Origin of the sequence: Agrobacterium sp. NPDC089420, from assembly GCF_044900305.1 — a bacterium.
GTDB lineage: Bacteria > Pseudomonadota > Alphaproteobacteria > Rhizobiales > Rhizobiaceae > Agrobacterium.
On the sequence record NZ_JBJDMY010000014.1, the window covers coordinates 76,197 to 90,667 of the forward strand.

Consider the following 14,471-nt stretch of genomic DNA (forward strand, 5'->3'; position numbering starts at 1 on the left):
CTGAGCCGCCGGAAATGGAATTTTTCCCGCTAACCCTAACCTTAGTCCACATTTGCCGGCCATCGGCCAATTATAGAATAGTAATTTTATGGAAAATATTGACCATTTTGGCTTGCCACCGGAGGATAGAGGGAGTTGACCAAAGGAGGCGCACATGCCGCAGGGACTTCATGCATTTACTGCTGATCTGTTCCGTTTCACCCGTCGCCCGCCGCGTGAGGATGAAGCGGGCAATCTTCATCCCCTGGATCATTCCGGGCGTGTCAGGCATGAAAAAAGCGATCTCGACCTCGAGCGGGAAGAGATCTGTGAAATGAACTTCGCCATGCTCGGCCTTTATCCGGTTTTCTAACCGCCGGTGCAGAAAACACCGTCTTCCTCCGCCGTGCCGCTCCGCCCGGAGAGAAACTCTCTTCGCCGGCTGGAAATTGGAACAAAATTTCTTAAACGCGCCGGCGAATTGACTACCCTCTTATTCTCAAGCTGCATTTGCCCTATGGGCGGATTGTAAAGGACCTGCCGATGACCACACTCGATAAGCCACTCGATTTCCTGTGGTTCATACCCTCCTCAGGCGATGGCAGCTATCTTGGCTCCGACGATCTGTCGCGTCCTGCCGATCCCGGATATTTCCGGGAAATCGCACAGGCGGCGGATCGGCTGGGTTATTCCGGCGTGCTTATTCCGACCGGCGTCGCCTGTGAGGAATCGTTCATTCTCGCGGCCAATCTTGCGGCCTATACCGAAAAGCTGAAATTCCTCGTCGCCATCCGTCCGGGTGTTGCGTCACCCGCCTATTATGCGCGTCTTGCTTCCACGCTGGATCGCGTTTCCCACGGACGGCTGCTGCTCAACATCGTGGTTGGCGGCAGCGCGCAGGAGCTGGCCGGCGACGGCATTTTCCTGCCCCATGACGAGCGTTACGACCACGCGGACGAGTTTTTCCAGGTGTTCAATTCGCTGATCGAAACCGGCAAGGGAAATCTCGACGGCAAATATATCACGGCGCGGGATGCCAGGCTTGGTCTGCCGCCGGTGCAGGAGCCGCGCCCACCGATTTATTTCGGCGGCTCTTCCGATGCCGGCATCGAATTTTCGGCTGGTATCACCGACAAATATCTTACCTGGGGCGAGCCGCCGGCGCAGGTGGCGGAAAAAATCGCCAAGGTGCGCGCCGCCGCTGCAAAAAAGGGCCGGGATGTCACCTTCGGCATCCGCCTGCATTTCATCGTGCGTGAAACCGACGAGGAAGCCTGGGCCGACGCCGACCGGCTGATTTCGAAGCTTTCGGATGAAACCATCGCCTCGGCTCAGGAGGTCTTCTCCAAGGCGTCGGATTCCGTCGGCCAGGCCAGGATGCAGGCCCTGCACAATGGCCGGCGTGACAAGCTGGAAGTGTCGCCCAATTTGTGGGCGGGCATCGGGCTCGTCCGTTCCGGCGCCGGCACGGCTCTGGTCGGTTCGCCGAAAACGGTAGCGGCGCGGCTGCGGGAATATCAGGCTCTGGGCATCGATACCGTCATTGCGTCGGGTTATCCGCATCTGGAGGAAGCCTATCGCCTTTCCGAGTTGCTGTTCCCGGAAATCGGCCTCGACGGGCCGCGCAATCAGATCCGCTCCTCGTTCGGCGCCAAACAGGTTTTCGGCGGCGGCGGTCACGGCGGCAACGTCAAGCTGGTGTCCGGATCCTGATCCACGGAGGCAGGACGGTTTGTGTCTTCTGTCGTTTCGGCAAGCTCGCGGCGGGTCGAGATCGATGAAAGCCACATAAAACATTATTTCTATAGAATATAAGCATTACGAAAAACGATGCCTATTTCACATCCCGCCGCTGCTGCTAGCTATTGAACAATTCAGCCGTTTTCAGGAGCCACCGATGACATTGCAATATGCAGCCAAGGATCAACAATTCATCAATCTCCGCGATCCGGTTTCGGGCAGGGCGGCGGATGCCGATAGCCTGAAGGCGGCGCTCAGAACCCTGGGTGGCGGCGTCAGCGTGATCACGGCGGGGGAGGGAGATGCGCGCACGGGTGCAACGGTGACGTCCGCCACCGCGCTTTCTGTCGATCCGCCAAGAATTCTGGTGGCGCTCAACCGTTCCTCGTCCACATGGCCTGTGGTGCAGCGTTTCGGCCATCTGGCGGTCAACATCATCGGAGCGAACCATCAATTCATCGCCAATCAGTTTGCCGGCATCGGCGGCCTGAAGGGTTCGGATCGGTATCGCGGGGCGGAATGGACCCGGCTGGCGAGCGGCGCACCCATTCTCGAAGATGCCGTTGCGGCGATCGACTGCACCATTGAAGAGGCGATCGAGCGCCACAGCCACGTGATCGTCATTGGCAAGGTCGAAGCGATCCGTATCGGTTCCGGCCATTCGCTGGTCTATCAGAACGGGCGTTATCATTCGCTGGACTGAGCGGCGGTCCACCGGCGCTTTCACCGGAACATCTTTGAGGGAGTTGAGCATGGGATCTGTCACGCCACTCGGCGAAAGGCTTCGTTTCGTTCCTCCACGGCTTGGCGCGGATGGTGATGTGCTGACCGTTGCCCGGGCGATTGCTGAAAAATGCGGGGTGGAAAGCGCGGGGCAGATCCATGCGCGGATTGCCCGGTCCGGCCTTCTTGCTCTTTCGGTTCCGAACGAACTGGGCGGGGCGGATATCACCAATGATGTGCTGTCGCAGGCGCTTTCCATCATCGCCGCAGCCGATGCGGGCGCGGCGCATGATCTCGCGGAGCATTTCACCGCGCTTGAACTTATCCGAAATGCGGGTAGCGAAGAGCAGCGCAAGGCCCTCTTCGCCCGTCTTGATCTCGGTGAGACCTTTGCGCTGGCCTCGTCCGACGCCGATCTCGATCGCGCGGTTCTGGTGACCGACGACGACTACGCGTTGCGGCTTCCCGATGAAATTGCGCGATCGGTCAGGGCCGACGCGGACTGGATCGTCGCGCCGGGCGTCAATACGGCCGGACAGCCCTTGCTCATCATTCTGCGCAACCGTCCGAACACCTCATGGGAGGGCCTGTTGCGTGCCGACCAGGTGGTGTTCCTTGCCCAGGGCGCGGGAAATCTGGCGGCCTCCCTGTCCACGCTGCTGAAAGCTGCGGTGGCTCTCGGGACAAAACAGCGTGAGCTTTCATCACTGCTGATCGACAGATTGGCCGACGAAGGCGCGGTGCGTCCCGTCATAGGGGAAATATTTCTCGCCACCGAACTGCTGAAGGCGCAGATATCCAGCCTCGCGGCCCACATCGACGCGGCGCAGGTGGGCGCGGAAAATGTCACCTTTCGCTCGGTTCGCAACAATGCCATCACGCTTGAAATTCTGATGGCGCGTCTCGGCCTGATCGACGGCGTCAGCGAATCGGGACTGATTGCATCCCTAGGCGACGATCTGCGCCGGCAATGATCGATGCGCGGCCACGATGCGCGGGCCGCGCGAAATCCTATTCTCCCGCCGGGACGAACCGCTTGTCCTGTTCGTCCTTTGCAACGAATTGCGCGAGCGTCATATTGTCCAGAATGGTTGCGATGGCGTCACGCACGTCCGTCATCGAAACCCTGACCTGACAGGTCTCCGGATCGTCACAGTCGTCGCAGGCTTCAAAAGCGGTGCGGCTTGCGCAGCGGATGGGAGCCAATGGCCCGTCCAGCGTGCGGATGACCTGGCCGATCATGATTTCGGACGGCATTTTCGAAAGAGAATAACCGCCGTTCGGCCCCTTCTTGGACCGCAGAATACCGCTGTTGCGCAGCTCCAGAAGGATCGTATCCAGAAACTTCTTCGGAATATTGTTGCGGGTCGCAATCTCGGTCACAAAAGCAGTCTCTCCCTGGGGCAGCCGCGCCAGATCGACAAGAGCCTTTAATCCGTATTTGCCTTTTTTGGTCAACATCGCACGATCCGAAAAGAGAGCCGGCATAGTCCGCAATGCCGCGCCATATTATTCCTAACTTACTAAGTAGTTTTTAGCGAATTCCGGCGCAAGCCCGTTTCGGCTGGCTTTGGCGCCGAAAGCGGCTTATTGCAGCTTTTTTAGCCCGTTCTGCCGGCCCGCGGGACGGCGTCATCGGCGCTGGCTTTCAAAAAGCTGGCTGAAAACAATATTTTCTCTGTTCCCCGCGCAACGTGGAACGATCATCCTTTATTAGAATATAAAATCGGTAGACAAAGTATGCATCAAAGACTTGCGAGGTGATGATGTACACGCTCAGTTTGCTGGACAAGAGCCCGGTGCCCGCGGGCGAGAATGCGGCAAGCGCGTTCCGCGACACGGTCAATCTCGCCAGACGCGCCGAGGAACTGGGTTACCGCCGTTTCTGGGTGGCAGAACATCACAATTCGCCGGAGCTTGCCGGATCGGCGCCCGAGGCGCTGGTGGCATGGATATTGGCGAAGACGTCGCATATCCGCGTCGGTTCGGGCGGCGTCATGCTGCAACATTACAGCCCTTACAAGGTGGCCGAGGTCTTTAATGTCCTGTCGTCGCTTGCGCCCGGACGGGTCGATCTCGGCATCGGCAAGACGCCGGGCGGCCTGCCATTGGCGACTTCCGCCCTGCAGCAGGCCTATGATCCCGCCCGCAAACCGGATTTCGAAACCGCCTTTGCAGAACTGACCAGATTTCTCTCCGGGGCTGCGCCGCGCGATCATGCGCAGGCCGGATTGCAGGCGACACCTGTGCCGCCGGTTGCCGCGGAAAGATTCCTGCTCGGCGCGAGCCCGGAGAGCGCAAGGCTCGCGGCTTCAAAAGGGTGGAGCTTCGTCTTTGCCGGCCATCTCAATGGCGATCCGGAAGTTCTGCGCCGCAGCCTCGCGGCTTTCCGTGAGGAAAGCGGCGGCAGCGCCCCGGTCCTTGCCCTGTCGGCTTTTGCCGCGAGCGATCCGGACCATGCCGCGAGACAGGTCGAAGGCCAGCGCATCTACCGGGTGTTCCTGAGCGACGGCAGGGGGTTCAACCTTGGCCGCCGCGAGCAGGCGGAAGAATTCGCCCGCCAGTCGGGCGATAGCGATTACCGCATCGAGGAGCGCAAGCCCAACGTGCTGCATGGCGGGCCGGAGGATATTCATCGGGCGTTGCGGACCCTTTCCGAAGAGCACGGCATCGAGGAATTCATCATCGAGCCGCCGCATGTGGGGGCCGATCAGCGGCTCGCCTCTATCGAACTCTTGGCCACGCATCGCCTTTCCCGGGCGGCGTGATTTTGTCCTCAGGAGGAAATGACATGACGAGAAAGAAAATCCGTTTCGGCATCATGCTTCAAGGTCCCGGCGGGCACATGAACGCCTGGCGGCATCCCAAAAGCCCGGTCGATGCCAGCGTCAATTTCGAGTTCTTCAGGAAAAACGCGCTGAAGGCGGAATCGGCCGGCATCGCCTTCGCCTTCGTGGCGGACGGGCTTTATATCAACGACAAATCCATTCCACATTTCCTCAACCGTTTCGAACCGCTGACCATTCTTTCGGCGCTCGCTTCCGTCACCTCGAAGATCGGTCTCGCCGGTACGGTTTCGACCTCCTATAGCGACCCTTTCACCATCGCCCGCCAGTTCGCCTCGCTCGATCTTCTGAGCGGCGGCCGCGCCGGATGGAATGCCGTAACGACGCCGCTTGAAGGCACGGCGAAGAACTATAGCCGCAACCATCCCGAACATGCGCTGCGATACGAGATCGCCGATGAATATCTCGAGGTCATCAAGGGCCTGTGGGACAGCTGGGACGACGACGCCTTTGTGCGCAACCGCGAGACAGGACAGTTCTTTGACCGTGCCAAGCTTCACACGCTTGGTCACAAGGGCCGTTTCTTCCAGGTGGAAGGCCCGCTGAACATCCAGCGTTCGCCGCAGGGACAGCCGGTGGTGTTCCAGGCCGGTTCCTCCGATGCCGGCATCGGCCTTGCCGGCAAACATGCCGATGCCGTCTTCACCAATTCCGCCTCGCTGGAGGAGAACCAGACCTTCCTCAAGCGTGTGAAACAGAGCGCCGTTGCGCAGGGCCGGTCGGCCGCCGATGTGAAGATTTTCCCCGGCATCGGCCCGATCGTCGGCGAAACGCAGGAGGAAGCGGAGGCGAAATACGACGTCATCCGCAACCTCATCACCATCGAGGATGCGCTCGCCTATCTCGGCCGCTTCTTCGACCATCACGATTTCAGCGCCTATCCGCTGGATGAGCCTTTCCCCGAACTCGGCGAGATCGGCAAGAACAGTTTCCGCTCGACGACCGACCGCATCAAGCGCCGGGCAAAGGAAAAGAACCAGACGCTGCGGGAAGCGGCGCTGGAGGCAGCGACCCCGCGCGAGGGTTTCATCGGCACGCCGGACAAGGTGGCGGACGAAATCATCCGCTGGGTGGAACATGACGCGGCCGACGGCTTCATTCTGGGCTTTCCGGTGATTGCCGAAGGGCTGGACGACTTCATTCGCCTTGTCATTCCGGTGCTGCAGCGGCGCGGTTATTTCGATCCGCATCTGGAGGGCACGACGCTGCGCGATCATCTCGGCCTGCCTTTCCGGCAAAGCGTCTATTCCAGCGGTGAAAACGGCGCGGACAAGGCCATCGCATAAGGTTGCAGCCGGCTTGCGATGACCGCTTTCCGGCGCAGATTTCAAGACGGGGCGCGTAAGGGCCGCGCAGGAGACAGAACCATGAATATCCGCATTGACGGCGCGCGTCCGCAGGACGACGCCGAACGGGGAATCCTTGCCTTTATCGAGGAAAGCATCGCCATCCGGCACGATCTCCACCGGCACCCGGAACTGTCGCTCAAGGAGAAACGCACGGCCGCGCTGATCGCCCGTTATCTCCTGTCGTTCGGATATGAGGTGACGGAGGGTGTCGGTGGCCACGGTGTCGTCGCCACGCTGAAGCGCGGTCACGGCGAAAAACGTCTCGGCATCCGTGCCGATATCGACGCCCTGCCGATCATCGAGGAAACCGGCCTTGCCTATGCCAGCCAGACGCAGGGCGTGATGCATGCTTGCGGCCATGACGGCCATACGACGATCCTGCTCGCCGCCGCCCGTTATCTTGCGGAAACATCGAGTTTTTCCGGCACGCTGACGCTGATCTTCCAGCCGGCCGAGGAGATCGGCGCGGGTGCCAGGGCGATGATCAGGGACCGGCTGTTCGAGCGGTTTCCGGTCGATGCGGTCTTCGGCCTGCACAATTGGCCGGGTGTGGAAACCGGGCAGTTCGGTTTTGTCGAGGGACCCGCCATGGCCTCCGTCGACAAGGCGACGGTGCGGATCATCGGCAAAGGCGGGCATGGCGCCGCGCCGCATGAAACGGTCGATCCGGTTCTCGCTTCGGCCAGTTTCGTCACCGCCTTGCAAAGCATTGTTTCCCGCAACGTCGATCCGCGCGAGATGGCGGTGCTGACGGTCGGCTCCATCCATGGCGGAACCGCCTCCAACGTCATTCCAGAGAGCGTCGAACTGCAGATCACAGCCCGGGCTTTTTCGCCTGCCGTGCGTGACAGGTTGGAAGAGCGGCTTCCGGCGTTGGCGAAAGGGCAGGCCGAGAGCTTCGGCGCGAAGGCTGAGGTCGCTTATTCCCGTGGTTTCCCGCCCGTCATCAATCACGTCCCGCAGACGGTCTTCGCCCGCGATGTCGCCAAACGGCATTTCGCCGCCGGGCAGATCGCCGAAACGTTCCAACCGCGCACGGCGAGCGAGGATTTCGCCTTCATGCTGCAGGAACGGCCGGGTTCCTATCTGTTCGTCGGCAATGGCGAAAGCGCACCGCTGCACAGCCCCCATTACGATTTCAACGACGCGATCATCGCGCCGGCCGCACGTTTCTGGGTGCGTCTGGCCGAAGCGTACCTCTCCTGACGCGCAATTGAGGACAAGGACATGAGCGACAGTTTTCTCTACACATCGGTCAAGGATCCGCTCGCAACGCCGCTTCTGGAGGAGTTGCTGTTCGAATATGACAGCCGTTACGGCACATTCTTCAATGCGGAAGGGGCAAAGGCGGAGCTGAACAAATATCCGCCGGAGGCCTTCAGCCCGCCATCCGGCAATTTCCTGCTGCTCCTGCGCAACGGGAAGGCGATCGCCGGCGGCGCCTTCATGCGCTACGACGACGAGACGGCGGAATTCAAGCGCGTCTGGACCCATTCCGGCCATCGCCGGCAGGGGCTGGCGAAAATCGTGCTGCGGGAACTGGAGCAGCAGGCGATCCGGCAGGGTTATGCCCGCATTTATCTGACCACCGGCTTCCGCCAGCCGGAAGCGGTCGGCCTTTATCTCACCAATGGGTATCGCGCTTTGTTCGATACCGCGGCCGATCCCGAGACGATCCGCTCGCTGCCGTTCGAAAAATTTCTTTCCGACACGACCACCGCCATCCCGGACGGTGCGCCGATACAGGCAGCGCGGCCGCAACTCTCGCCGGTTCATACCTGAAAGGCTTTATCCGATGACAATAGCCTCCGATTTTCCGCATGTTGCGGTGAGCGAACAGAAGGATGAGCCGGTCAAGCACGGCTATGCGCATTTCCGCGTCGTTCCCGCCCGTTATCCGCTGCGCACGGCGGGCACCGTTCTCGCGGTTCTTATCATTGCCGCCATCCTGCATTCCGTCTTCGGCAATCCCCGCTGGGGCTGGAACGTCTTTGCGGAATGGTTCTTTGCCGAGCCGGTGCTCGTGGGGCTCGGCCGGACGCTGCTGCTGACGGTGCTCGGGGCGTTTCTGGGTTTCGTGCTCGGCACGGTTCTGGCGCTCGCCCGCGTGTCCGGTTCGCCCCTGCTTGTCGCGATCTCCTGGACCTACATCTGGATATTCCGTTCCATTCCGCTGATCGTGCTTTTGCTGATCCTCAACAATCTCGGTTATCTCTACGAGACCGTGACGATCGGCGTACCCTATACCGGCATCAACTTTTTCAGCTGGAATACGACGCAGCTCATGACGCCCTTTGCCGCAGCGGTTCTGGGACTGACATTGCATGCCGCGGCCTTTTCGTCGGAAATCGTGCGTGGCGGCATTCTTTCGGTGGAGCAAGGCCAGCTTGAAGCGGCGGCTTCCCTCGGCCTGCCGCGGCGCCGACAGTTTTCGCGGATCGTGCTGCCGCAGGCGATGCGAACCATTCTGCCGAATGGCTTCAACGAGATCATCCTGCTCGCCAAGGGCACGTCGCAGGTCTATATCCTCGCGCTGCCGGAGTTGTTCTATACGATCCAGATCATCTATCGCCGCAATCTGGAAGTGATCCCGCTGTTGATGGTCGCCACCGTCTGGTATCTGGTGATCCTGACGGCGCTGTCCATCGTCCAGCATCATATCGAACGGCATTTTTCCCGCGGCGCGCTGCGCAATCCGCCCCCCTCGCTGTTTGCCACGCTCTACCGCACCTTCCTGCCGCGCAAGCCTTTGCCGGAAGCGGTGGAGACGCCAGCGCTCGCCATTGAAAGACCTGAACGACAGGCTGCCGCCAGGACGGGACGTTTCCAGCTCGGCAATCGTGGCGGTTCGGTCAATATCCACGGCGTTTCCAAGTCCTTCGGAACGCTGAAGGTGCTGGACGATGTCTCGCTCTCCATTCCGGCAGGCAGCGTCACGACCATTCTCGGACAGTCCGGCTCCGGCAAGTCCACCCTGCTGCGCTCCATCAATCATCTTGAACGCGTCGATGACGGTTTCATCGCCATCGACGGTGAACTGGTCGGATATCGTCAGAAGGGCGACACGCTTTATGAGTTGAAGGAAAAGGACATTCTGAAACGCCGCGTCGAAGTGGGCATGGTGTTCCAGAGCTTCAACCTGTTCCCGCATCTGACCGCGCTTGAAAATATCGCCGAGGCGCCGGTCGTGGTTCGCGGCATATCGAAAGAACAGGCGGAAGCCGAGGCGCGCGATCTTCTGGCCCGCGTCGGTCTGGCCGAAAAGGCCGGCGCTTACCCTCGCCAGCTTTCCGGCGGCCAGCAGCAACGTGTGGCGATCGCCCGGGCCTTGGCGCTGCGGCCGAAGGTGCTGCTCTTCGACGAGCCGACCTCCGCGCTCGACCCCGAACTCGTCAACGAGGTGCTTGACGTCATCAAGGAGCTTTCCCGCTCCGGCGTCACCCTCATCATCGTCACCCATGAAATCGGCTTTGCCCGCGAAGTCTCCGACAGGGTCGTCTTCATGGAGCAGGGCCGCATTCTCGAAACGGGCACGCCGCAAAAGGTGTTCAACACGCCGGATCATCCGCGCACGGCCGAGTTCCTTGCAAAAGTTCTTTAATCAACAACAAAGGAAACACTCACATGGCATTTTCATCGAAATTATTGTCTCTGCTTGCCAGCGGTCTTTTCACCGCCACCGCCGCGCTCATCCCGGCTGCGCACGCACAGGAGGTTGACCTGTCACCGGAGCAGAAGGGCCGGGTGCGCGCCGAAAAGGTTGAGGAGGCCATCAAGCTTCTGCCCGCCGGGCATAAATTCATCGCCGACGGAAAGCTGACGGTTGCGACCGTGCCCTTCCGCCTGCCGCTGGTGGATTATGCGAGCGACACAAAAACGCCGATCGGCGTGGAGCCGGACATTGCCCAGCTCGTCGCCGACAGCCTCGGCCTTGAGCTGCAGTTGGTTCCGATCGCCTGGGCGGACTGGCCGCTCGGTCTTGCGTCCGGCAAATATGATGCCGTTACCTCGAACATCACGGTGACGGAAGCGCGCAAGGAAAAGTTCGATTTCTCCAGCTATCGCAACGATCTGCTCGGCTTTTACGTCGGCAATAACAGCAAGGTGACGTCCATCGGCAAGCCTGAGGATGTCGCAGGGCTGAAGGTCATCGTCGGGGCTGCCACCAATCAGGAGCAGATCCTGCTGAAGTGGATCAAGGACAACAAGGCCAAGGGACTGGCCGATACCGAGGTGCAATATTACGACGATCAGGCCGTGCTTGACGTCGCCCTGCAATCCGGCCGCGCGGATGCCTATCTCGGCCCCAATGCGACCTCGGCCTTCCAGGCGGCAAGCCAGAAGAAGACGAAGCTCGTCGGCACCTTCTCCGGCGGCTGGCCGGAAGCGGCGGAAATCGCCGTCGCTTCGAAAAAGGGCGCCGGCATTGCCGAGGCCGTCACCGCCGCGCTGAACGCCCAGATCAGGAACGGCAATTACGGCAAGGTTCTCGCCCGCTGGAATCTGGGTTCCGAAGCCATCACCGAATCCCGCACCAATCCGCCCGGCCTGCCCAAAAGCTGAGCGTAAAAAGCTGAAGAGCCAAAAGCTGAGTTGACGGTGGGACATCACTCAGCCGGTAGCGCGGGCATCCTCCCGCCCGCGCTACCTTTCGTCCCGCAATGATTTATCGGGAAATCACGATGAGCTTCACGTCTCGCTTCGCCACGGCCACGCTGGGCGCCTTTCTCTCCATCGCCGGTTTCGCACCGGCCTTCGCAACCGATGTCTTCGATCTGTCGCCGGATCAGCCGGGCCGCATCAGGGTTGAAAAAGACCCCGGCGCGATTGCCGCCGTGCCGAAGGATTTCAAATTCGTCACGCCGGGCAAATTGACCGTCGCGGTCGCACCTGGCGGACCGCCGCTCGCGACCTACGCGACGGATGCAAAAACGGTGGTCGGCGCTGATCCTGATTATGCCCTTGCGGTGGCAGACAGCCTCGGTCTCGAGCTGGAACTGGTGGCGGTCGCCTGGGCAGACTGGCCGCTGGGGCTTGCCTCCGGCAAATACGACGCGGTGATCTCGAATGTGGGCGTCACGGAACAGCGCAAGGAGAAGTTCGATTTCTCCACCTACCGCCAGGGCCTGCACGGCTTTTTCGTCAAGTCGGACAGCGGCATAACCTCCATCCGCGAGCCGAAGGATGCGGCCGGTCTGAGGATCATCGTCGGCGCCGGCACCAATCAGGAGCGTATCCTGCTGAAATGGAGCGACGAGAATGTCGCCGCCGGTTTGAAGCCGATCGAGCTGCAATATTATGATGACGAAGCCACTCGTCTCGTCGCCCTTTCGGCGGGCCGGGCGGATGTGATTGTCCAGCCGCATGCGCAGCTGGTTTTCATTGCCGCGCGCGACAAAAGCATCAAGCGGGTGGGAACTCTATCCGCTGGCTGGCCGGAACGGTCCGACGTGGCGATCACCACCCGCAAGGGGTCGGGACTGGCCGATGCGCTGACGCTTGCCACCAACGACCTGATCAAGAGCGGTGCTTACGCAAGAATTCTTGATCGCTGGCAGCTTTCGGAGGAGGCCCTGCCGGAATCGCGCACCAACCCGCCCGGCCTGCCAAAAAGCTGATTGTGCCGACAAATGCGGCGGACGGCACTATCCGCAGGTCCGCCTGCGGATAGTGCTTTGCTGGTCTGGCGTCAGAAATCCGCGACCTTGCCCCATGACGAACCGAGGAAACGGCTGGGGTGGTAGGGCGCGGGATCGACGATCGGGTTCGAGCCCGTGACGATATCGGCGATCAGACGGCCGGCGCCCGGGCCGATGCCGAAACCATGGCCGCTGAAACCGGCGGCGAGGATGAAACCGGGCAACTCGCCGGTTTCGCCGATGGCGGGGACGCCATCCGGCGTGCTGTCGATGAAACCGGCCCAGGCCGCGGAAACCCGGGTTTTGCCAAGAGCGGGCAGAAGGTCCAGCGCCCTTTTATGGGTCTCGCGAATGGCGGCGGCATTGGGTTTCGGATCGAGAATGCGGACCCGCTCCATCGGCGTCGGTGCATCGAGCCGCCAGCGTTTCAGCGTCTCGTGGCCGCCGCGAATGCCTTCCAGCCCGCCGGGCCGGAGGCTGCGCCAGCGCTTGAGGAACATCGGAATGAATTCGCGGGCGAACCGTATCTGCTGCGCCGTCGGGTCAATGCGCCCCAGCCCGCTGATGGCAAGCGTATAACCGCCGTCTTTTCGCTTTGTTGCCGAGACGGCGGCGGTGTGCAATGCATCCGGCAGGCCTTCCGCACCTGGCGTAACGGACAGGATGGAGGAGCGGACGGAGGCCTGCGGAAAACGAATGCCGAGCTGGCGGCAGAAGGATGACGCCCAGGCCCCGCCGGACATGATGGCGGTTTTGGTGCGGATCGTGCCCTTTTCGGTGACGACGGCACTGACCCGGCCACCTTCCGTCTCAAGCCCGCGTGCAGCACAATTCTGATGTATCGTGCCGCCGAGTTTGATGATGGCGCGCGCGACGGCGGGCGCCGCCATGGAAGGATCGGCCGTGCCGTCGGTCGGCGAGAAGACGCCGCCTTTCCAGCGTTTGCCCGTGGCGCGCCCGCGTTCGCTGGCTTCATCGGCGCCCAGCATATGGGTCGTGACGCCGGCGGTGATGGCGAAATCACGCCAGCGCGCCCAGCCGGCAAGTTCCGCCTCGTTGTCGCTGAGATAAAACAGTCCGCAGCGGCGGAAGCCGGTGTCTTCGCCACTCTCAGCGGCAAATTCTTCCCAGAGCGCAAGGCTGTGTGTGGAGATCGGCAATTCCCGAGCGTCGCGGTTCTGTTGCCGGCACCAGCCCCAGTTGCGGCTGGATTGTTCGGCACCGATCAGACCCTTTTCAAGCAGCGCCACTTTCAGGCCGCGCCGGGCGAGATAATAGGCGGTAAAGACGCCGACGATGCCGCCGCCGATAATGACGGCGTCCGCGAATGCCGGCAGCTCCGGCGATGTCGTGATCTGTTGCAGCGGGGCGGGCATGGTCGGACTCCTTTTATTCGTCCTAATTTACCTCAGCTGACGTGTAAACGCTGCCAGACTGGGCGTCTCGCCAGAATCTCCTGCTGTTGGCCGGCACGTCTGCAACTCTTTATGCTGCATCAAAAAAATATCCCCACGTCGACAGGGCGCGCCCGTGTGTTAAGATTTCCCATGCCGCGTCAGAATTTTATGCCGCGCGTTCAAAAACATAAAAGGGGTTCCGCACGTGATGAAACTTGACCGGATCGACATCAAGATCCTCTACGAATTGCAGAAAAACGGTCGCATCACCAATGTCGAGCTGGCGGAACTCGTCAATCTGTCGCCAAGCCCCTGCCTGATGCGGGTGAAAAAGCTGCAGTCAGAAGGTTATATCGAAGGCTATTCGGCGCAGATCAACATCAACAAACTCGGCCAGACGCTGACGGTTTTCACCGAAATCACGCTCAAGAACCATCGCCAGATCGATTTCGCCCGCTTCCTCGGCGTCGTCGAGAAGATCGACCAGGTGGTAGAATGCCATCTCGTTTCAGGCGGTTACGATTACCTGCTGAAATTCGTCACATCCGGCATCGTCGAATATCAGTCGATCATGGAGAGGCTGACCGACATGGATGTCGGCATCGACAAATATTTCAGCTTCGTGGTGCTGAAATCACCCATCACCAAGTCGCATATGCCGCTGACCAGCCTGTTTCCGCTTTGAGGTGAGAGGGGTGCATCAGACGTCCGCAGAAGCGATGGGTTTGACAGGGTGTTGCACTTACACTCCGTCACCCCGGACTTGATCCGGGGTCCAGCGCGATCAAGTCCTTGATC

At 60.8% G+C, this 14,471-nt stretch carries 14 protein-coding genes; 12 read left to right on the forward strand and 2 right to left on the reverse strand.

Annotated features, from left to right (window positions below):
* Positions 1-154 precede the first annotated feature (154 nt).
* The 4 genes from ACI2KA_RS20035 (at position 155) to ACI2KA_RS20050 (ending at position 3,416) form a co-directional block, all read left to right on the forward strand.
* Positions 155-352: a hypothetical protein gene (locus ACI2KA_RS20035; RefSeq protein WP_404504214.1), complete on the forward strand. Its 198-nt coding sequence runs from the start codon at positions 155-157 to the stop codon at positions 350-352.
* A gap of 170 nt (positions 353-522) precedes the next feature.
* A complete protein-coding gene (gene ssuD / locus ACI2KA_RS20040; protein WP_404504215.1) occupies positions 523-1,692 on the forward strand; it encodes an FMNH2-dependent alkanesulfonate monooxygenase in 1,170 nt (389 codons plus the stop codon).
* A gap of 184 nt (positions 1,693-1,876) precedes the next feature.
* On the forward strand, positions 1,877-2,422 hold the full coding sequence (locus tag ACI2KA_RS20045; protein ID WP_404504216.1) for a flavin reductase family protein: 546 nt from the start codon (positions 1,877-1,879) through the stop codon (positions 2,420-2,422).
* 49 nt (positions 2,423-2,471) lie between these two features.
* On the forward strand, positions 2,472-3,416 hold the full coding sequence (locus ACI2KA_RS20050; RefSeq protein WP_404504217.1) for an acyl-CoA dehydrogenase family protein: 945 nt from the start codon (positions 2,472-2,474) through the stop codon (positions 3,414-3,416).
* Between the two features lie 37 nt (positions 3,417-3,453).
* Here the strand turns inward: ACI2KA_RS20050 and ACI2KA_RS20055 are convergent, their stop codons facing one another.
* A complete protein-coding gene (locus ACI2KA_RS20055) occupies positions 3,454-3,903 on the reverse strand; it encodes an RrF2 family transcriptional regulator (protein WP_404504219.1) in 450 nt (149 codons plus the stop codon).
* Positions 3,904-4,205: 302 nt separating this feature from the next.
* Here ACI2KA_RS20055 and ACI2KA_RS20060 point away from each other — a divergent pair, with 302 nt between their 5' ends.
* The 7 genes from ACI2KA_RS20060 to ACI2KA_RS20090 all read left to right on the forward strand — a co-directional run bounded on the left by ACI2KA_RS20060 (position 4,206) and on the right by ACI2KA_RS20090 (position 12,255).
* Positions 4,206-5,210: an LLM class flavin-dependent oxidoreductase gene (locus ACI2KA_RS20060; RefSeq protein ID WP_404504220.1), complete on the forward strand. Its 1,005-nt coding sequence runs from the start codon at positions 4,206-4,208 to the stop codon at positions 5,208-5,210.
* 23 nt (positions 5,211-5,233) lie between these two features.
* Positions 5,234-6,574, forward strand: coding sequence for an LLM class flavin-dependent oxidoreductase (locus tag ACI2KA_RS20065; protein ID WP_404504222.1), 1,341 nt, complete (start codon positions 5,234-5,236; stop codon positions 6,572-6,574).
* 81 nt (positions 6,575-6,655) lie between these two features.
* Positions 6,656-7,843: a M20 aminoacylase family protein gene (locus tag ACI2KA_RS20070; RefSeq protein ID WP_404504223.1), complete on the forward strand. Its 1,188-nt coding sequence runs from the start codon at positions 6,656-6,658 to the stop codon at positions 7,841-7,843.
* A 21-nt stretch (positions 7,844-7,864) separates the two neighbouring features.
* Complete coding sequence (locus ACI2KA_RS20075; RefSeq protein ID WP_404504224.1) at positions 7,865-8,419, forward strand: GNAT family N-acetyltransferase; 555 nt, start codon at positions 7,865-7,867, stop codon at positions 8,417-8,419.
* Positions 8,420-8,432: 13 nt separating this feature from the next.
* Positions 8,433-10,238, forward strand: a complete 1,806-nt coding sequence (locus ACI2KA_RS20080) for an amino acid ABC transporter permease/ATP-binding protein (protein ID WP_404504225.1) — start codon at positions 8,433-8,435, stop codon at positions 10,236-10,238.
* 23 nt (positions 10,239-10,261) lie between these two features.
* Entirely contained in the window at positions 10,262-11,200 is a 939-nt protein-coding gene (locus ACI2KA_RS20085; RefSeq protein ID WP_404504226.1) for an ABC transporter substrate-binding protein, read from the forward strand.
* Positions 11,201-11,319: 119 nt separating this feature from the next.
* Entirely contained in the window at positions 11,320-12,255 is a 936-nt protein-coding gene (locus tag ACI2KA_RS20090) for an ABC transporter substrate-binding protein (RefSeq protein ID WP_404504227.1), read from the forward strand.
* 71 nt (positions 12,256-12,326) lie between these two features.
* Here the strand turns inward: ACI2KA_RS20090 and ACI2KA_RS20095 are convergent, their stop codons facing one another.
* The gene (locus ACI2KA_RS20095; RefSeq protein ID WP_404504228.1) at positions 12,327-13,652 is read right to left on the reverse strand and encodes an NAD(P)/FAD-dependent oxidoreductase; all 1,326 of its coding nucleotides are present in this window, start codon (positions 13,650-13,652) and stop codon (positions 12,327-12,329) included.
* Positions 13,653-13,881: 229 nt separating this feature from the next.
* Between ACI2KA_RS20095 and ACI2KA_RS20100 the strand changes: the two genes are divergently transcribed.
* Positions 13,882-14,358: an Lrp/AsnC family transcriptional regulator gene (locus ACI2KA_RS20100; protein ID WP_046801438.1), complete on the forward strand. Its 477-nt coding sequence runs from the start codon at positions 13,882-13,884 to the stop codon at positions 14,356-14,358.
* Positions 14,359-14,471 lie beyond the last annotated feature (113 nt).